Raw genomic sequence first — 16,812 nt, 5'->3', positions numbered from 1 at the left:
ACATTACCTAAGTACAGGCCTGATTCAACAGGCCAAGCAAGCTGATGGGAGAGGACTGAATGAGTAATGACGGCGTCAACGCAGGCCGGCGCCGCTTCCTCGTAGCCGCGACCTCTGTGGTCGGGGCGGCGGGGGCAGTGGGGGCTGCGGTACCGTTCGTGGGGTCATGGTTTCCCAGTGCCAAGGCGAAAGCCGCAGGTGCACCGGTGAAGGTCAATATTGCCAAGGTCGAGGCCGGGCAGCAGATGGTGGCCGAGTGGCGTGGCCAGCCTGTGTTCATCGTACGGCGAACGGAAGAAATTCTCGGGAACCTCAAGAAAATCACCGCAGACCTGTCCGACCCCGAGTCGAAGGCCTCGGTGCAGCCGACCTACGTTGACCCGCAGGTTCGCTCGATCAAACCGGAAATACTCATTCTCGTCGGCCTGTGTACCCACCTGGGTTGCTCGCCGACGTTCCGCCCGGAAGTGGCGCCCGCCGACCTCGGTCCGAAATGGGTGGGTGGCTATTTCTGCCCTTGCCACGGTTCACACTACGACCTGGCTGGCCGTGTCTACAAGTCGCAGCCGGCGCCTCTCAACCTGCCAGTGCCCCCGCACTCTTATGAGTCGGACGACATCATTGTCATCGGCGTCGATCAGGAGAACGCATGATGAGCAAGTTCATGGACTGGATTGATGCGCGCTTCCCCGCCACCAAGATGTGGGAAGACCACCTGAGCAAGTATTACGCGCCCAAGAACTTCAACTTCCTGTATTTCTTCGGCTCCCTGGCGTTGCTGGTGCTGGTCAATCAGATCGTGACCGGTGTGTGGCTGACCATGAGCTTCACGCCCTCGGCGGAAGAGGCCTTCGCCTCGGTCGAGTACATCATGCGTGACGTCGAATATGGCTGGATCCTGCGCTACCTGCACTCCACCGGTGCTTCGGCGTTCTTCATCGTGGTCTACCTGCACATGTTCCGCGGCCTGCTCTATGGCTCCTATCAGAAGCCGCGTGAGCTGGTCTGGCTGTTCGGCATGCTGATCTACCTGGCGCTGATGGCAGAGGCCTTCATGGGTTATCTGCTGCCGTGGGGGCAGATGTCGTACTGGGGTGCCCAGGTGATCATCTCGCTGTTCGGCGCCATCCCGGTGATCGGCGATGACCTCACCCAGTGGATTCGCGGTGACTACCTGATCTCCGGCATCACCCTGAACCGCTTCTTCGCCCTGCATGTGGTTGCCCTGCCGATCGTCATCCTTGGCCTGGTGGTGCTGCACATCCTGGCCTTGCACGAAGTGGGTTCGAACAACCCCGATGGCGTCGACATCAAGAAGAAAAAGGACGAAAACGGTATTCCGCTGGACGGTATCCCGTTCCACCCGTACTACACCGTCAAGGACATTGTCGGCGTGGTGGTGTTCCTCTTCGTGTTCTGTGCCGTGGTGTTCTTCTTCCCGGAAATGGGCGGTTACTTCCTGGAAAAACCGAACTTCGAGCAGGCGAACGCGTTCAAGACGCCGGAGCACATCGCACCGGTGTGGTACTTCACGCCGTTCTACGCGATCTTGCGTGCGGTGCCTGACAAACTGATGGGCGTAATCGCCATGGGGGCCGCGATCGCCGTGTTGTTCGTGCTGCCTTGGCTCGACCGCAGCCCGGTGCGCTCCATGCGCTACAAGGGCTGGATCAGCAAGCTCTTCCTGCTGGTGTTCTGCGTGTCCTTCGTCATCCTCGGTGTGCTGGGCGTGCTGGCGCCGACGCCTGGCCGCACCTTGCTGTCGCAGGTGTGCACGGTGTTGTACTTCGCCTACTTCCTGCTGATGCCGTTCTACACAAGGCTCGAGAAGACCAAACCGGTTCCGGAAAGGGTGACTGGCTGATGAAAAAGTTGATTGCAGTATTTTTGCTGGCCGTGATGCCTGCCTTTTCCTTCGCCGCAGAACATGGCCTGGAGCTGGACAAGGTCGACATCGACCTGACCGACAAGGCAGCCATGCAGGATGGCGCGCGAACCTTTGCCAACTATTGCATGGGTTGCCACAGTGCCAAGTTCCAGCGCTACGAGCGGGTGGCCGACGACCTGGGTATCCCGCACGAGCTGATGCTCGAGAATCTGGTCTTCACCGGTGCCAAGATCGGCGACCACATGCAGATCGGCATGCGCCCCAACGACGCCAAGACCTGGTTCGGCGCTGCGCCGCCCGACCTGACCCTGGTTGCCCGGGTGCGTGGCACAGACTGGCTGTACACTTACCTGCGCAGCTTCTATGAGGACCCGTCGCGCCCTTATGGGGTGAACAACAAGGTGTTCCCTAACGTTGGCATGCCCAACGTGCTGGTTGGTCTACAGGGCAACCAGGTGGTTGGCTGCAAGCAGGTACAGAGCGTAGTCGATGGCAAGAAGCAGTTTGACCCGCTGACGGGCAGCCCGCTGACCCATGAAGCGTGTGACCAGCTGACCATCACGCCGAATTCCGGTACCCTGACGACCGAGCAGTTCGACGAGAAGGTCAAGAACCTGGTGACCTTCCTGGCCTATTCGGCCAACCCGGTCAAACTGGAAAGCCAGCGCATCGGTACCTACGTGTTGCTGTACCTGGCTTTCTTCTTCGTATTCGCCTATTTGCTCAAGCGTGAATACTGGAAGGACGTGCACTGATCACGCAGTAATTTCTGGTAGTTGAACGCGCCCGGGGGGCTCTGGCAGGTTTGCCAGGGTGCCCCGGGCGCGTTTTCATTTTGAGTGTTACGAGCATCCCGTACGAGGAGGCGCTACATGGGCGCAACCAACAGGTTAGCCTGCTATTCCGACCCCACTGATCACTATTCTCATCGGGTACGCCTCGTGCTTGCCGAGAAAGGCATCAGTGTGCAGATCATCGACGTCGACCCTGGCCGCCTGCCGCCCAAGCTGGTCGAGGTTAACCCCTATGCGAGCGTGCCGACCCTGGTCGACCGCGACCTGGCGTTGTATGAGTCGACCGTGGTGATGGAGTACCTCGAAGAGCGTTATCCGCATCCGCCCTTGATGCCGGTGTACCCTGTGGCGCGTGGCAACAGCCGCCTGCTCATGCATCGCATCCAGCGTGACTGGTGTGCCCTGGCCGATACGGTGCTCGACGTGCGCAACAGCGATGCTGCCCGCGCCGAAGCGCGCAAGGCGTTGCGTGAGAGTCTGACGGGGGTGTCGCCGCTGTTCGGTGAGTTCGCCTGCTTCATGAGTGATGAGCAAAGCCTGGTCGACTGTTGTCTATTGCCCATACTCTGGCGTTTGCCGGTAATGGGTATCGAATTGCCGCGGCAAGCCAAGCCGCTGCTGGATTACATGGAGCGACAGTTCGCCCGCGAGCCTTTCCTGGCGAGCCTGTCCTCCGTTGAACGTGAAATGCGCAAGCTTTAAGGAGCTGTTGATGAACTCCAGTCGCCCCTATCTGGTTCGAGCACTGTATGAGTGGATCGTCGACAACGATTGCACGCCCCATATGCTGGTCAATGCCGAGTATCCGGCAGTCCAGGTGCCTCAAGGTTTTGCCAGTGATGGTCAGATTGTCCTGAATATCTCGCCCAGTGCCGTGCGCAGCCTGCACATGGATAACGAGGCAGTGAGCTTCGAGGGCCGCTTCGGTGGTGTTGCCCACACGCTGTACGTGCCGATTGGCGCGATCCTCGGTATCTACGCCCGTGAGAACGGCCAGGGCATGGTCTTCGAGCTGGAGCCGTCGCTGATGGAAGGCGAGGAGCTTGAAGACGACGATGTCGAGCCGGATGATGATGGCCCGCCAGAAGGCGGTGGCCAGCCGCCGCGCCCGACGGGGCGGCCAAGCCTGAAAGTGGTCAAGTAACAAAAAAGGCGATCCAACCGGATCGCCTTTTTATTTGCAGCGCGCCTGCGATTACAGGTCGCTGATGGTGCGTACCTGGTCTTTGTTGATGCGGGTGCGCTTGCCGTCGAGTTGCTGGAATTCGTAGAAACCGGAGTCCTTTTCGAACTTCGGAGCGTCGACAGCCTGCATTTCACGGCCGTCGTTGAGGGTGATCAGGCTTGGGGTGGAGCAGCCAGCCAGGGTGGCGAAGGTGCCAAACAGCAGGGCGGGCAGCAAAAGCTTTTTCATGCGGTGTTTCCTGGGTATCTGGAAGGATTGGAGCAACGTTGCTGCCTGTGCCGGCCCTTCGCGGGTCAACCGCGAAGAGGCCGGTTCAGGCAGCCCGTCAATCAGTCGATGTACTCGAACAGTTTGACGATCTTCTGCACGCCCGACACGCTCTGTACCACGCCGGTGGCAGCATTGGCCTCCTGTTGGGTCACCAGGCCGAGCAGGTAGACGATACCGTTCTCGGTAATCACCTTGATGCGCGAGCTTGGCACGGCGTTGTCAGTCAGCATCTGCGTCTTGATCTTGGTGGTGAGCCAGGCGTCGTTGTTGCGCGCCAGGATGGAGGAGGGCTGCATCACCTGCAGTTCGTTGTGCACCTTCTTCACGCGCTGCACCTGGCCAGCCGTTTGCTCGGCCAGGCTCTTGAGCTCGGCGCGAGGGGTCTGGCCGGCAAGCAGGACGATGCCGTTGTAGCTGCTGACAACGATGTGCGAGCCCTTGTCGAGGTCTGGGCTGGCTTTGGAAATATTGACCGCAGCCTTGGTTTCGATCAGCGAGTCATCGATCTTGCTGCCGATGGTGCGCGTGCCGCGATCGTCCTCGATGGGCGAGTTACGGGTCGAGGTCAGCACCGAGCTGCAGCCGGTGACGCTCAGGCACAGGGTCAGGGCCATCAGGCCGAGGCGCATAGGGGTCATTCTTCACTCCCGAACAATTGGCTGTCGATCAGATCGCACAGGCAGTGGATCGCCAGCAGGTGGACTTCCTGGATACGTGCGGTGACCGTCGAAGGCACGCGGATTTCCACGTCCTCGGGCAGCAGCAGCGAAGCCATGCCGCCGCCGTCACGCCCGGTCAATGCTACGACAATCATTTCGCGATCATGTGCGGCCTGGATCGCTTGAATCACGTTGGCCGAGTTGCCGCTGGTGGAAATCGCCAGCAGTACATCGCCGGGCTGGCCCAGGGCGCGGATCTGCTTGGAAAAGACTTCGTTGTAGCTGTAGTCATTGGCGATCGAGGTCAGCGTCGAGCTGTCGGTGGTCAGTGCTATGGCCGGCAGGCTCGGGCGCTCGCGCTCGAAGCGGTTGAGCAGCTCCGACGAGAAGTGCTGGGCATCGCCGGCCGAGCCGCCGTTGCCGCAAGCGAGCATCTTGCCCTCGTTGAGAAGCGCATTGACCATGACCAGGCTGGCCTGCTCGATGTGCGGTGCCAGGATGTCCATTGCCTGTTGCTTGGTATCGATGCTGGCCTGGAACAGCCGGCGAATTCGGGATTGCATGTCCATCTGGTGACCTTAAGTGGGGCGGTGGCCGGCGCGGCGCGCAACAAAGACCAGCCCGCGAAACATAGAGCAAAAAATACGAAGTGGGTTCAGCATTCGAAGGCGTTTTTCAGCCATTGAAGCGGTCTGCCTGCATGGTGGCTGCCCTGCAGGGCGACAACGTCGAAGCGGCAGGGTTGTGCGGCCCAGCGCGGCTCCTTTTGCAGGAAAAGGCTGGCAGCCAGCACCAGCCGTTTCTGCTTGCGCCCGTCGATACTGCCGAGGGCGCCACCGAAGCTCGCGTGCAACCGGTAGCGGACTTCGACGAATACTACTGTATCGGCGTCGAGCATGACCAGATCAAGCTCACCGCCTTTGCATCGCCAATTGCGCGTCAGCAGCCTGAGGCCTTGCCCTTGAAGGAACTCAAGGGCTTGGTTTTCGGCTGCCTGACCGGCCTGGGAGGGCGATGCGTCTGGCATCAACGGGCGGTGTCTGGCAGGCGCTTGACCTGGCCGCCAGAGAACTCGGCCCAAGGCAGCTGGCGCTCGATACGCTGGTTGGCGTTCATGCTGAGGCTGCCCGAAAGCCCTTGTACGCGGTTGTCCGGCAGGGCTTTCAGTTGGCCCAGGCGCGGTGCCAGGCTGTAGGCATCCACGCCCATGGCGTACAGGCGGCCGAGGCTGCCGGCGGCTTGCGGCCATTGCTGCACCACCTGCTGGCGCAGGCTGTTGCTGGTGTCGAGCAGCCACGGTGTTTCGCAGAAGCGGATGCCGTTCATGTCGTTGTACTGGTTGACGTCACCGCTGGCGCTGTACAGGTTCGAGGTTGCATAGACCGGTACGTCGCCGGCGTACTGGAAGTTCAGGGTCGGCTTGATCTGCTGGGCCTGTTGCGGCGTCGAGGCGAGGAAGATGAAGTCGATGTCCTGACGGCGCGATGGCTGCGCGGCGATGTTGCCGCCCACGGTGCTCTGCAGGCTCTTGGCGCGGCCTTCGCTCTGGCGCAGCTGGAACAGGTCGGCAATCTGCTGGGCCAGGGCGACGGGCTGCGCGATGCGTTCGGCGGCGAGCAGGGTGCCGCCGTTGCTTTCCCAGTCTTTGCGGAAGGCGGCGAGCACACGGTCACCCCACTCGCCGCTGGGTACCAGCGCGACGGCGCGGACCATGCCGTCGGCGCGGGCGCGACGTGCGACTTCGCGCGCTTCATCCTCGGCAGCGAGGCCGAACTGGAAGAGCTGCGGCGGGGCTGTCTGGCCGGCGTCTGCGTAGTTCAGGGCAAGCGTGGTGATTGGCAGTTGCGCATTGGCAGCGAGCTTTTTCACCAGGGGTTTTTCCAGTGGGCCGACTACCAGTTGCACGCCATCGGCCTGGGCCTGGCGGTAGAAGTCGTCAACCGAGGTGATGCGGGAGCTGTCGTATACCTGCACGGCGGGGGCCGGCTGGCCAGACTGCTGAGCCTGGAAGTGGGCGGCCATGAAGCCATCACGCAGTGCGCGTGCGACGCCTGCCAATGGGCCTTCCTGGGGCAGCAGCAGGGCAATCTTGGTCAATGGCTGGCTGGCCAGCTCCTTGAGCTTGGCCAGCGCCACCGGCAGTTGCTGGGCGGCAGGGTGGTCCGGGTGCTGCTGGCGCCAGGTGTCGATGGCGGCTTGCTGTTGCTCCAGGGTGCCGGCGGTTTTCACGGCCAGGGCCAGGCTGGTCCAGCCGGCGAGTACCGGGTCGTTGACTGGCTGCTGCAGCTGTTCTGACGGCAGCGCGGCGACCAGCGCCCAGATCGAGTCGTTGTTGGCGCTGGCGGCCTGGCCGCTGAGCAGCGGGGCAAGCAACACGCGCTGCTGGGCTGCGGCCAGGGCCTGGTCGTCGGCTTCGAGGGCGGCGGCGTGGACGCTGTAGGTGCGTACCTGCTGTTCTGCCGGCAGCTCGGCGACACGCTGCAGGCTAGGGTGCGACAGAGCGGTGAGGGCCGCCTTGGGCTGGTTGCGGCTCATGGCCAGCTCGGCGCCCAGGGTGCTGGCGAACACTTGCTGTGCGGGCTTGAGCGTGTCCATCGGGACCTGCTCGAGAATGCGTGCGGCGCGCGGGTAGTCCTTCTGCTTGTACGCCAGGTCTGCGGCGCTCAGGCGCAGCAGGGCGGCATCTTCCGCAGACTTGCTGGAGGCGGCCTTTTCGAGCAGTTGCTCGATGCTGGCGTCCGGGGTGCGTGGCAGCTCGCCCAGGCTGGATGAGGGCGAGCTGGCGCAGGCTGCCAGCAGGGTAGCGAGGCAGAGGGCTGAGAGCAGCCGCAGGCAAGCGATCATGTAAAGGTCCTGTTACTCGATCAAGTTGGCCGGCAATTGTACCCAAGCACTGGCCGGGGCGCGATCTTGCTGATGCTGATCCTTCACTATAGGTCGCTGGCCGATGAACGCCTGCGAAGTTCTTTGCGCCCTGTTACGGGTGGTCGGGCTACAATGGCGCCTTTGATCCGAAAGGCAGGTGTGCGCAGTGACTGATGTGGCAGGGGCTTCGAAATCCACCGTGGGTACGCTGTATGTGGTCGCAACGCCCATCGGCAACCTCGACGACATGAGCGCCAGGGCGCTGAAGGTGCTGGCGGATGTCGCCCTGATCGCGGCCGAGGACACGCGCCACTCGATCCGTCTGCTGCAGCATTTCGGTATCGACACGCCGCTGGCGGCGTGCCATGAGCACAACGAGCGCGACGAGGGCGGTCGGTTCCTGACCCGGTTGTTGGCCGGCGACAATGTCGCGCTGGTTTCCGACGCCGGCACACCGTTGATTTCCGACCCTGGCTACCACCTGGTGCGTCAGGCGCGGGCGGCGGGGGTGAGTGTGGTGCCGGTACCGGGTGCATGCGCGCTGATTGCCGCGCTGTCGGCGGCGGGCCTGCCCTCTGACCGTTTCATCTTTGAAGGCTTTTTGCCAGCCAAGACGGCGGGGCGCCGTGCGCGGCTGGAGCAGGTCAAGGAAGAGCCACGCACGCTGATCTTCTACGAGGCCCCTCACCGTATCCTCGAGTGCCTGGAGGACATGGAGGCGGTGTTCGGTGGCGAACGCCCGGCGTTGCTGGCGCGCGAGCTGACCAAAACCTTCGAGACCCTCAAGGGCTTGCCGTTGGCCGAGCTGCGGGCGTTTGTCGCGGGCGACAGCAATCAGCAGCGTGGCGAGTGCGTGGTGTTGGTCGGTGGCTGGAGCGCGCCCGAGGGCGAGCAGGCGATCAGTACCGAAGCGCAGCGGGTACTGGACTTGCTGTTGGCAGAGTTGCCGCTCAAACGGGCGGCGGCACTTGCGGCGGAAATTACCGGTGTACGCAAGAACCTGTTGTATCAACTTGCCCTGGAAAAGCAGAAAGCAGAGTAGTGGCCATTTGATATAGTTTGCGGTATCGCTTGTTCTTGACCGCGTGTACCGTTAATCTTGTCGGCGGAGAGTCGATCGGACAGTCGCTGCCTGTTTTTGTTCCGCAGCTTTTGTTGCGAAACAGCAGGGGGAGGAAAGTCCGGGCTCCATAGGGCAGAGTGCCAGGTAACGCCTGGGAGGCGCGAGCCTACGGAAAGTGCCACAGAAAATAACCGCCTAAGCACTTCGGTGCCGGTAAGGGTGAAAAGGTGCGGTAAGAGCGCACCGCACGGCTGGCAACAGTTCGTGGCTAGGTAAACCCCACTCGGAGCAAGACCAAATAGGGTTCCATTAGGCGTGGCCCGCGTCGGAACCGGGTAGGTTGCTAGAGGCGTCCAGTGATGGCCGTCGTAGAGGAATGACTGTCCTCGACAAAACCCGGCTTACAGATCGACTCTCCACCTCTCCCTCCCTGCTTGAATCGATAGCAGGCGCACTCTGGTAATACCGAAAAAATCTTACTCTTAATAAATCACTTTAACTTCGAACTCCATTCGCTTGCGTGGGTTTGATTTTTCTCGTGTTTTTTTCCTCCCTGAAGTCCTTCCACATTCCTTTATCGCGCTAAATCTCGGTCCTGTAAGGCTTTTCCTTATGAACGTGCCTTGACGGTGCGGCGGGCGGATTCCTATAGTGTGCGCAAGTGGCAGAAAGTGGGATGAAGTGGGTTTTCTGGCACAAAAAAGCTACCATTGTGGGGAATCGCAGCCGTGTTCCGCGGAGCCAACGCCGTCAGCCTCGATGCCAAAGGCCGTCTCGCCATGCCGAGTCGGTACCGCGACGAGCTCGATTCGCGCTGCAATGGCCAGCTGATCGTGACCATCGACGCTGTAGACCCCTGCTTGTGTGTTTACCCCCTCGATGAGTGGGAACAGATAGAAGCCAAGTTGCGTGCCTTGCCGTCATTGCGTGAGGAAAACCGCCGCCTGCAGCGTTTGCTGATCGGCAATGCGGTTGACCTGGAGCTCGATGGCAGTGGGCGCTTCCTGGTTCCGCCCCGTCTGCGTGAGTACGCCAAGCTCGACAAGAAGGCGATGCTGGTGGGGCAACTGAACAAATTCCAGCTGTGGGATGAAGATGCCTGGAACACGGTTTCGGCAGCCGACCTTGCAGCTATTCAACAACCGGGCGCCATGCCCGACGAATTGCGTGACCTGATCCTGTGACCATAGATAGCGGCTTCAACCACATTACCGTCCTGCTCGACGAAGCTGTCGAGGCATTGGCCCTGCGCGCCGACGGTTGCTATCTGGACGGTACCTTCGGCCGGGGCGGACACAGCCGTCTGATTCTCAGCAAGCTTGGGCCGCAAGGGCGGCTGCTGGGCTTCGACAAAGACCCACAAGCGATTGCCACAGGGCAAGCGCTGGCGGCCGAAGACGGCCGCTTTGTCATTGTGCAGCGCAGCTTTGCCGAGCTCGGCGCGGAAGTGGCTGAGCGCGGCATGGCCGGCAAGGTCAGCGGTGTGCTGCTCGACCTGGGGGTATCATCGCCGCAGTTGGATGACCCAGAGCGTGGCTTCAGCTTCCTCAATGACGGCCCGCTGGACATGCGCATGAACCCCGGTATCGGGGTCAGCGCCGCCGAGTTCATCGCCAGCGCGCCGGTCGAGGAAATCGCCCGCGTGTTCAAGGAATACGGCGAGGAGCGTTTTTCCGGGCGTATGGCGCGTGCCGTGGTGGAACGTCGCGAAAAGCAGCCGTTCACCCGTACCGCCGACCTTGCCGAAGTGCTCAAGGTCGCCAACCCGGCCTGGGAGAAGGGCAAGAACCCCGCCACCCGCGCCTTCCAGGGCCTGCGCATCCACGTCAACAACGAACTGGGTGACCTCGAAACCGGCCTTGACGCGGCGCTCGAGTCGCTGGAAGTTGGCGGCCGCCTGGTCGTCATTAGCTTCCACTCGCTCGAAGACCGCATCGTCAAGCTGTTCATGCGCAAGCTGGTCAAGGGCGAGGCAGACAACCTGCCGCGCAACCTGCCGGTACAGCACAAGGCCTTCGAACCCAAGATCAAGCTCATCGGCAAGGCGCAATTCGCTTCCGAGGCCGAGCTCAAGGCCAACCCGCGGTCGCGCAGCGCCGTGATGCGGGTGGCGGAGAAACTGCGGTGAGCAGGCTGTTTGCCAAGCCATTGCCAGGCGGAAGCTTCCTGATGCTTCTGCTGTTCGTCGGTGTTCTGGTTTCGGCCATCGCCGTGTCTTACAGCGCCCACTGGAACCGTCAGTTGCTCAACACCCTGTACGGCGAGTTGAGCGAGCGCGACAAGGCGCAGGCCGAGTGGGGGCGTCTGATCCTTGAGCAGAGCACCTGGACGGCGTCCAGCCGCATCGAGAGCCTGGCGTCCGAGCAGCTGAAAATGCGCGTGCCCGCAGCCGACGAAGTGCGGATGGTGGCGCCATGATGAAGCTCGAAGGCGCACTCTACCCCTGGCGCTTCCGGGTGGTGATCGGCTTGCTGGCGTTGATGGTCGGTGCCATCTGCTGGCGCATCATCGACCTGCAGGTGGTCGACCGTGACTTCCTCAAGGGGCAGGGCGATGCGCGCAGCCTGCGCCATATTCCCATCCCGGCGCACCGTGGCCTGATCACTGACCGCAACGGTGAGCCGCTGGCGGTCAGCACTCCGGTTACCACCTTGTGGGCCAACCCCAAGGAAATGCAGGCGTCCAAAGAACGCTGGCCGCAACTGGCAGCCGCCCTTGGGCAGAACCCCCAGCAACTGACCGAGCGCCTGACCCAGCAGGCCAGCAAAGAATTCATCTACCTGGTCCGCGGCCTGACCCCGGAGCAGGGTCAGCATGTGCTCGACCTGAAAGTGCCGGGTGTCTATGGCCTGGAAGAGTTCCGCCGCTTCTATCCCGCCGGTGATGTCACCGCGCACATGGTCGGCTTCACCGACCTCGATGACCACGGGCGTGAAGGGGTAGAGCTGGCCTATGACGAATGGCTGGCCGGCGTGCCCGGCAAGCGACAGGTGATCAAGGACCGGCGTGGCCGGCTGATCAAGGACATTCAGGTAACCAAAAACGCCAAGGCCGGTAAGACCTTGGCGTTGTCGATAGACCTGCGCCTGCAATACCTGGCCACCCGTGAGCTGCGCAACGCCATCGCCGAACAGGAAGCCAAGGCCGGCAGCCTGGTGATCATGGACGTCAAAACTGGCGAAGTGCTGGCCATGGTCAACCAGCCGACCTACAACCCGAACAACCGCCGCAGCATGTTCCCTGCCGCGATGCGCAACCGGGCGATCATTGACGTGTTCGAACCCGGCTCGACCGTGAAGCCGATTTCCATGAGTGCGGCGCTGCAGAGCGGGCGCTGGAAGATCACCGACAAGGTCGAGGTCTACCCGGGCAGCCTGCAGATCGGTCGCTACACGATCAAGGACGTTTCCCGCAGCGAGGGCCCGATCCTCGACCTGACCGGCATCCTGATCAACTCCAGTAACGTCGGCATGAGCAAGATCGCCTTCGATATCGGCGGCGAGGCCATCTACCGGGTCATGTCCCAGGTCGGCCTGGGGCAATACACTGGCCTGGGCTTCCCGGGCGAGCGGGTGGGCAATCTGCCTAACCACCGTGAGTGGCGCAAGGCCGAGACCGCGACCCTGTCCTACGGCTATGGCGTGTCGGTTACTGCGTTGCAATTGGTGCATGCCTACGCGGCGCTGGCCAACGACGGCAAGATGGTGCCGCTGTCGATCCTCAAGGTGGACAAGGCACCCGAGGCCGTTCAGGCGATTCCGAAAGAAACTGCCGAAACCGTCCAGGGCATGCTGCAGCAAGTGATCGAGGCGCCGCGCGGGGTGTTCCGTGCCCAGGTGCCGTTCTATCACGTGGGTGGCAAGTCGGGTACGGCGCGTAAGGCGACCGTTGGCTCCAAGGGCTACACCGAGAACGCCTACCGCTCGCTGTTCGCAGGCTTCGGCCCGATGAGCGACCCGCGTTACGCGATCGTCGTGGTCATCGACGAACCGAGCAAGGGCGGCTACTTCGGTGGCCTGGTATCGGCGCCTGTGTTCAGCAAGGTCATGTCGGGCACCTTGCGTTTGATGAACGTGCCGCCAGACAACCTGCCGCCGCCAGCAACCGCACAACCACAAGTCAATGCAGCAGACGCCAAGGGAGGGCGTGGATGATGACAATGCCACTGAGCAAGCTTTTCGCCCACGCCAGCCGCGACCCGCTGATCCGTGAGCTGACCCTGGATAGCCGTGCCGTGCGCCCGGGTGATCTGTTCCTGGCTGTGCCGGGTGCCAAGGTCGATGGCCGTGACCATATCGCCGACGCACTGGCCCGTGGCGCCGCCGCGGTTGCCTATGAAGAGCAGGGCGCGACCGTGTTGCCGATCACCGAGATGCCGCTGATTCCGGTCAAGGGGCTGATCGCCCAGCTGTCGGATATCGCCGGTCGCTTCTATGGCGAGCCAAGCCGTCAGTTGAACCTGGTCGGGGTGACCGGCACCAACGGCAAGACCAGTGTCACGCAACTGGTGGCCCAGGCGCTTGATGTGCTGGGCCAGCGTTGCGGCCTGATCGGCACGTTGGGTACCGGTTTCTATGGTGAGCTGCAGAGCGGCCGCCTGACCACGCCAGACCCGATCGCGGTGCAGTCGACGCTGTACGACCTGAAAAAGGGCGGCGCCAAGGCCGTGGCGATGGAGGTGTCCTCGCATGCCTTGGAGCAGGGGCGTGTCGCTGCGCTGGAGTTCGATATCGCGGTAATGACCAACCTGTCCCGCGATCACCTGGATTACCACGGCAGCATGGAGGCCTATGAGGCCGCCAAGGCCAAGCTGTTCGCCTGGCGCAGCCTGCGTTGCCAGGTGGTCAACCTGGATGACGACTTTGGTCGCCGCCTGGCGGCGGCCTATGCCCGTCGTCCGAGTACCGATCATATCGAGACCCGGCTGCTCAGCTATAGCCTGGAGAATCCGGAGGCTTCGTTGTATTGCCGTGAAGCCACGTTCGATGACGATGGCGTGCGCGCAATCCTCGTGAGCGCCCAGGGTGAGCGCACCTTGCGCAGCCAACTGCTTGGCCGTTTCAACCTGAGCAACATGCTCGCGGCAGTGGCAACGCTGCTGGCACTGGATTATTCGCTGGACGAAATCCTCAAGGTCACTCCCCAGTTGCAAGGGCCGGTTGGCCGCATGCAGCGCCTGGGCGGCGGCGACAAACCGCTGGTGGTGGTCGACTACGCCCACACGCCGGATGCCTTGGAAAAAGTACTCGAGGCCCTGCGCCCGCACGCACACGGCAAGTTGCTGTGCCTGTTCGGCTGCGGTGGCGACCGTGACCGTGGCAAGCGCCCGCTGATGGCTGAAGTGGCCGAGCGCCTGGCTGACCGCGTGCTGGTCACCGATGACAACCCGCGCAGCGAAGACCCGCTGCGGATCTTCGACGATATCCGCCCTGGCTTTGCCAAGCCGGAGCACGTCGAGTTCGTCGCTGGCCGCGGCGAAGCCATTGCCCACTTGATCGCCACTGCCGCCGCCGATGACGTCATCGTCCTGGCCGGCAAGGGCCATGAGGATTACCAGGAGATCCGTGGCGAGCGCCACGATTTCTCCGATCTGGTCGAAGCCGAGAAGGCACTTGCAGCCTGGGAGGCTCCACATGCTTAAGCCCATGACACTCAGTCAGCTGACCACGGCAATGAGTGCTCGCGTGGTGGGTGCCGACGCCAGCTTCGGCGGCGTCAGCATCGACAGCCGCAGCGTCAGTGCCGGGCAACTGTTCGTCGCCCTGACAGGCCCGCGTTTCGATGGCCACGATTACCTGGCCGATGTAAAGGAAAAAGGTGCCGTAGCGGCGCTGGTCGAGCGTGAAGTGGCCGATGTCGACCTGCCGCAGCTGGTGGTCAAGGACTGCCGTGTCGCGCTGGGGCAACTGGGTGCCTTGAATCGCGCCGCGTTCGACAAGCCGGTCGTGGCCATCACCGGTTCCAGCGGCAAGACCACGGTCAAGGAGATGCTGGCCAGCATCCTGCGTACCCGTGGCCTGGTGCATGCCACCCGTGGCAACCTGAACAATGACCTCGGTGCCCCGCTGACCCTGCTGGAAATCGCCCCGGAGCACAGCGCTGCGGTGATCGAGCTGGGCGCTTCGCGCATTGGCGAGATCCGCTACACCGTCGGCCTGACCCAGCCGCACGTGGTGGTCATCAATAACGCCGGTACTGCCCATGTCGGCGAGTTCGGCGGCCCGGAGAAAATCGTCGAGGCCAAGGGCGAGATCCTCGAAGGCCTGGGCGAGGGCGGCACGGCCATCCTCAATCTGGACGACAAGGCTTTTGCCATCTGGAAGGCGCGTGCCGGTGCGCACAGGGTCATCAGTTTCGCCCGCAACGATGGCCGCGCCGACTTCTACGCCACTGGCATCGATCGCGATGCGCGTGGCTGCCCGTCCTTCACGCTGCATGGCGCCGGGGACTCGGTTGCGGTGCAACTCAACGTACTGGGCGAGCACAACGTCAGCAACGCACTGGCCGCCGCGGCGGCTGCCCACGCCGTCGGTCTGAGCCTGAGCGGCATTGCCGCTGGCCTGAATGCCGTGCAACCGGTCAAGGGCCGCACCGTGGCGCAGATCGCGCCGAACGGTGTGCGGGTAATCGACGACAGTTACAACGCAAATCCCACCTCGATGTGCGCGGCCATTGATATACTCGCCGGCTTTTCCGGACGCACCGTCCTGGTGCTTGGGGATATCGGCGAATTGGGTCAATGGGCGGAGGAAGGCCACCGTCAGGTGGGTGACTATGCGCGTGGCAAGGTCGATGCCCTGTACGCTGTGGGTTCCAACATGACACACGCGGTCAAGGCGTTCGGCGCCAATGGCCGTCATTTCGCTACTCAAGCTGAGCTGATCGACGCGGTTCGCGCCGAAAATGCCAGTGACACCACTATCTTGATCAAGGGCTCGCGCAGCGCTGCGATGGAAAACGTCGTGGCGGCATTGTGCGGTGCCAGCGGGGAGAAACATTAATGCTGCTGCTGTTGGCTGAGTATCTGCAACAGTTCCATAAAGGCTTCGCGGTCTTCCAGTACCTGTCCCTGCGCGGGATTCTCGGTGTACTGACTGCGTTGTCGCTGGCGCTGTGGCTGGGCCCGTGGATGATCCGTACCCTGCAGATTCGCCAGATCGGTCAAGCCGTCCGTAATGACGGCCCGCAATCGCACCTGTCCAAATCCGGCACCCCGACCATGGGCGGCGCGCTGATCCTGTCGGCCATCGCGATCAGCACCCTGCTGTGGGCCGACCTGTCCAACCGCTACGTGTGGGTCGTGCTGATCGTCACCCTGGCGTTTGGCGCCATCGGTTGGGTCGACGACTACCGCAAGGTGATCGAGAAGAACTCCCGTGGCTTGCCTAGCCGCTGGAAGTACTTCTGGCAGTCGGTGTTCGGCCTGGCTGCGGCGATCTTCCTTTACAAGACCGCCCCGACCAGCGTCGAGACCACGCTGATCGTGCCGTTCATCAAGGATGTCACCATTCCGCTGGGCATCGGCTTCGTCGTCCTGACCTACTTCGTGATCGTCGGTTCGAGCAACGCGGTCAACCTCACCGACGGCCTCGACGGCCTGGCCATCATGCCAACGGTCATGGTGGGCGGTGCCCTGGGTATCTTCTGCTACCTGTCGGGCAACGTGAAGTTCGCCGAATACCTGCTGATCCCGTATGTGCCGGGTTCGGGCGAGCTGATCGTGTTCTGCGGCGCGCTGATCGGTGCGGGCCTGGGCTTCCTGTGGTTCAACACTTACCCGGCCCAGGTCTTCATGGGCGACGTCGGTGCCCTGGCGCTGGGCGCCGCGCTGGGCACCATCGCGGTGATCGTCCGCCAGGAAATCGTACTGTTCATCATGGGTGGCGTATTCGTCATGGAAACCCTGTCGGTGGTGATCCAGGTCGCCTCCTTCAAGTTGACCGGCAAGCGCGTGTTCCGCATGGCGCCGATTCACCACCACTTTGAACTCAAGGGCTGGCCTGAACCACGGGTGATCGTCCGTTTCTGGATCATCACCGTGATTCTGGTGCTGGTCGGCCTTGCAACCCTGAAACTGAGGTAGATGA

The 16,812-nt window shown here is 62.4% G+C and carries 18 protein-coding genes and 1 other RNA gene; 14 read left to right on the top strand and 5 right to left on the bottom strand.

Annotated elements, in window-relative coordinates; translation table 11 throughout:
• Window positions 1-59 precede the first annotated feature (59 nt).
• The 5 genes from petA (at window position 60) to LJX93_RS22160 (ending at window position 3,826) form a co-directional block, all read left to right on the top strand.
• Entirely contained in the window at window positions 60-653 is a 594-nt protein-coding gene (gene petA, locus LJX93_RS22180) for a ubiquinol-cytochrome c reductase iron-sulfur subunit (protein ID WP_027593998.1), read from the top strand.
• Window positions 653-1,864 (top strand): cytochrome b, encoded by a 1,212-nt coding sequence (locus LJX93_RS22175; RefSeq protein WP_033702849.1) that lies wholly within the window; start codon window positions 653-655, stop codon window positions 1,862-1,864. Before petA ends, LJX93_RS22175 begins: the two co-directional genes overlap by 1 nt.
• Entirely contained in the window at window positions 1,864-2,643 is a 780-nt protein-coding gene (locus LJX93_RS22170; RefSeq protein ID WP_033702848.1) for a cytochrome c1, read from the top strand. Before LJX93_RS22175 ends, LJX93_RS22170 begins: the two co-directional genes overlap by 1 nt.
• A 117-nt stretch (window positions 2,644-2,760) precedes the next feature.
• Window positions 2,761-3,384 (top strand): glutathione S-transferase N-terminal domain-containing protein, encoded by a 624-nt coding sequence (locus LJX93_RS22165; RefSeq protein ID WP_047582668.1) that lies wholly within the window; start codon window positions 2,761-2,763, stop codon window positions 3,382-3,384.
• A 10-nt stretch (window positions 3,385-3,394) separates the two neighbouring features.
• Window positions 3,395-3,826: a ClpXP protease specificity-enhancing factor gene (locus LJX93_RS22160; RefSeq protein WP_033702846.1), complete on the top strand. Its 432-nt coding sequence runs from the start codon at window positions 3,395-3,397 to the stop codon at window positions 3,824-3,826.
• Window positions 3,827-3,877: 51 nt separating this feature from the next.
• Here LJX93_RS22160 and LJX93_RS22155 read toward each other — a convergent pair whose 3' ends face one another.
• The 5 genes from LJX93_RS22155 to LJX93_RS22135 form a co-directional block, all read right to left on the bottom strand.
• Window positions 3,878-4,096 (bottom strand): YgdI/YgdR family lipoprotein, encoded by a 219-nt coding sequence (locus LJX93_RS22155; protein WP_047582670.1) that lies wholly within the window; start codon window positions 4,094-4,096, stop codon window positions 3,878-3,880.
• 101 nt (window positions 4,097-4,197) lie between these two features.
• The gene (locus tag LJX93_RS22150; RefSeq protein WP_033702844.1) at window positions 4,198-4,776 is read right to left on the bottom strand and encodes a BON domain-containing protein; all 579 of its coding nucleotides are present in this window, start codon (window positions 4,774-4,776) and stop codon (window positions 4,198-4,200) included.
• Window positions 4,773-5,366: a phosphoheptose isomerase gene (locus LJX93_RS22145; protein ID WP_012274070.1), complete on the bottom strand. Its 594-nt coding sequence runs from the start codon at window positions 5,364-5,366 to the stop codon at window positions 4,773-4,775. The genes LJX93_RS22150 and LJX93_RS22145 overlap by 4 nt, the downstream gene beginning before the upstream one ends.
• Window positions 5,367-5,452: 86 nt before the next feature.
• Window positions 5,453-5,824, bottom strand: coding sequence for a YraN family protein (locus LJX93_RS22140; protein WP_033702843.1), 372 nt, complete (start codon window positions 5,822-5,824; stop codon window positions 5,453-5,455).
• The gene (locus LJX93_RS22135; protein ID WP_227696420.1) at window positions 5,824-7,641 is read right to left on the bottom strand and encodes a penicillin-binding protein activator; all 1,818 of its coding nucleotides are present in this window, start codon (window positions 7,639-7,641) and stop codon (window positions 5,824-5,826) included. Before LJX93_RS22135 ends, LJX93_RS22140 begins: the two co-directional genes overlap by 1 nt.
• 268 nt (window positions 7,642-7,909) lie before the next feature.
• Here LJX93_RS22135 and rsmI point away from each other — a divergent pair, with 268 nt between their 5' ends.
• From rsmI to mraY, 9 genes are all read left to right on the top strand, one after another.
• Window positions 7,910-8,704 carry a 16S rRNA (cytidine(1402)-2'-O)-methyltransferase gene (gene rsmI / locus LJX93_RS22130; RefSeq protein ID WP_241380731.1) on the top strand — a complete coding sequence of 265 codons (795 nt, stop codon included), beginning with the start codon at window positions 7,910-7,912 and terminating at the stop codon, window positions 8,702-8,704.
• Window positions 8,705-8,771: 67 nt separating this feature from the next.
• Window positions 8,772-9,145, top strand: an RNA gene (rnpB, locus tag LJX93_RS22125) — RNase P RNA component class A.
• Between the two features lie 308 nt (window positions 9,146-9,453).
• Window positions 9,454-9,909 (top strand): division/cell wall cluster transcriptional repressor MraZ, encoded by a 456-nt coding sequence (gene mraZ, locus LJX93_RS22120; protein WP_019439042.1) that lies wholly within the window; start codon window positions 9,454-9,456, stop codon window positions 9,907-9,909.
• Window positions 9,906-10,853 (top strand): 16S rRNA (cytosine(1402)-N(4))-methyltransferase RsmH, encoded by a 948-nt coding sequence (gene rsmH, locus LJX93_RS22115; RefSeq protein ID WP_033702840.1) that lies wholly within the window; start codon window positions 9,906-9,908, stop codon window positions 10,851-10,853. Before mraZ ends, rsmH begins: the two co-directional genes overlap by 4 nt.
• Window positions 10,850-11,143: a cell division protein FtsL gene (gene ftsL / locus LJX93_RS22110; protein ID WP_033702839.1), complete on the top strand. Its 294-nt coding sequence runs from the start codon at window positions 10,850-10,852 to the stop codon at window positions 11,141-11,143. Before rsmH ends, ftsL begins: the two co-directional genes overlap by 4 nt.
• On the top strand, window positions 11,143-12,879 hold the full coding sequence (locus LJX93_RS22105; protein ID WP_162181164.1) for a peptidoglycan D,D-transpeptidase FtsI family protein: 1,737 nt from the start codon (window positions 11,143-11,145) through the stop codon (window positions 12,877-12,879). Before ftsL ends, LJX93_RS22105 begins: the two co-directional genes overlap by 1 nt.
• Window positions 12,876-14,366: a UDP-N-acetylmuramoyl-L-alanyl-D-glutamate--2,6-diaminopimelate ligase gene (locus LJX93_RS22100; protein ID WP_186659704.1), complete on the top strand. Its 1,491-nt coding sequence runs from the start codon at window positions 12,876-12,878 to the stop codon at window positions 14,364-14,366. Before LJX93_RS22105 ends, LJX93_RS22100 begins: the two co-directional genes overlap by 4 nt.
• Entirely contained in the window at window positions 14,359-15,726 is a 1,368-nt protein-coding gene (locus tag LJX93_RS22095) for a UDP-N-acetylmuramoyl-tripeptide--D-alanyl-D-alanine ligase (RefSeq protein WP_033702837.1), read from the top strand. The genes LJX93_RS22100 and LJX93_RS22095 overlap by 8 nt, the downstream gene beginning before the upstream one ends.
• Window positions 15,726-16,808: a phospho-N-acetylmuramoyl-pentapeptide-transferase gene (mraY, locus tag LJX93_RS22090; protein ID WP_033702836.1), complete on the top strand. Its 1,083-nt coding sequence runs from the start codon at window positions 15,726-15,728 to the stop codon at window positions 16,806-16,808. The genes LJX93_RS22095 and mraY overlap by 1 nt, the downstream gene beginning before the upstream one ends.
• Window positions 16,809-16,812 lie beyond the last annotated feature (4 nt).

It is taken from the genome of Pseudomonas sp. HN2-3, assembly GCF_020691745.1.
Classification (GTDB): domain Bacteria; phylum Pseudomonadota; class Gammaproteobacteria; order Pseudomonadales; family Pseudomonadaceae; genus Aquipseudomonas; species Aquipseudomonas capeferrum.
Note: the sequence above shows the minus strand (reverse complement) of the source record. Positions and strands in the feature narration are given on the sequence as shown.

What these genes read in the sequence shown, in the direction of transcription:
- petA (WP_027593998.1), top strand. Translation starts at nt 60, where the DNA reads ATGAGTAATGACGGCGTCAACGCAGGCCGGCGCCGCTTCCTCGTAGCC.
- LJX93_RS22175 (WP_033702849.1), top strand. Translation starts at nt 653, where the DNA reads ATGAGCAAGTTCATGGACTGGATTGATGCGCGCTTCCCCGCCACCAAG.
- LJX93_RS22170 (WP_033702848.1), top strand. Translation starts at nt 1,864, where the DNA reads ATGAAAAAGTTGATTGCAGTATTTTTGCTGGCCGTGATGCCTGCCTTT.
- LJX93_RS22165 (WP_047582668.1), top strand. Translation starts at nt 2,761, where the DNA reads ATGGGCGCAACCAACAGGTTAGCCTGCTATTCCGACCCCACTGATCAC.
- LJX93_RS22160 (WP_033702846.1), top strand. Translation starts at nt 3,395, where the DNA reads ATGAACTCCAGTCGCCCCTATCTGGTTCGAGCACTGTATGAGTGGATC.
- LJX93_RS22155 (WP_047582670.1), bottom strand. Translation starts at nt 4,096, where the DNA reads ATGAAAAAGCTTTTGCTGCCCGCCCTGCTGTTTGGCACCTTCGCCACC.
- LJX93_RS22150 (WP_033702844.1), bottom strand. Translation starts at nt 4,776, where the DNA reads ATGACCCCTATGCGCCTCGGCCTGATGGCCCTGACCCTGTGCCTGAGC.
- LJX93_RS22145 (WP_012274070.1), bottom strand. Translation starts at nt 5,366, where the DNA reads ATGGACATGCAATCCCGAATTCGCCGGCTGTTCCAGGCCAGCATCGAT.
- LJX93_RS22140 (WP_033702843.1), bottom strand. Translation starts at nt 5,824, where the DNA reads ATGCCAGACGCATCGCCCTCCCAGGCCGGTCAGGCAGCCGAAAACCAA.
- LJX93_RS22135 (WP_227696420.1), bottom strand. Translation starts at nt 7,641, where the DNA reads ATGATCGCTTGCCTGCGGCTGCTCTCAGCCCTCTGCCTCGCTACCCTG.
- rsmI (WP_241380731.1), top strand. Translation starts at nt 7,910, where the DNA reads ATGAGCGCCAGGGCGCTGAAGGTGCTGGCGGATGTCGCCCTGATCGCG.
- LJX93_RS22105 (WP_162181164.1), top strand. Translation starts at nt 11,143, where the DNA reads ATGAAGCTCGAAGGCGCACTCTACCCCTGGCGCTTCCGGGTGGTGATC.
- LJX93_RS22100 (WP_186659704.1), top strand. Translation starts at nt 12,876, where the DNA reads ATGATGACAATGCCACTGAGCAAGCTTTTCGCCCACGCCAGCCGCGAC.
- LJX93_RS22095 (WP_033702837.1), top strand. Translation starts at nt 14,359, where the DNA reads ATGCTTAAGCCCATGACACTCAGTCAGCTGACCACGGCAATGAGTGCT.
- mraY (WP_033702836.1), top strand. Translation starts at nt 15,726, where the DNA reads ATGCTGCTGCTGTTGGCTGAGTATCTGCAACAGTTCCATAAAGGCTTC.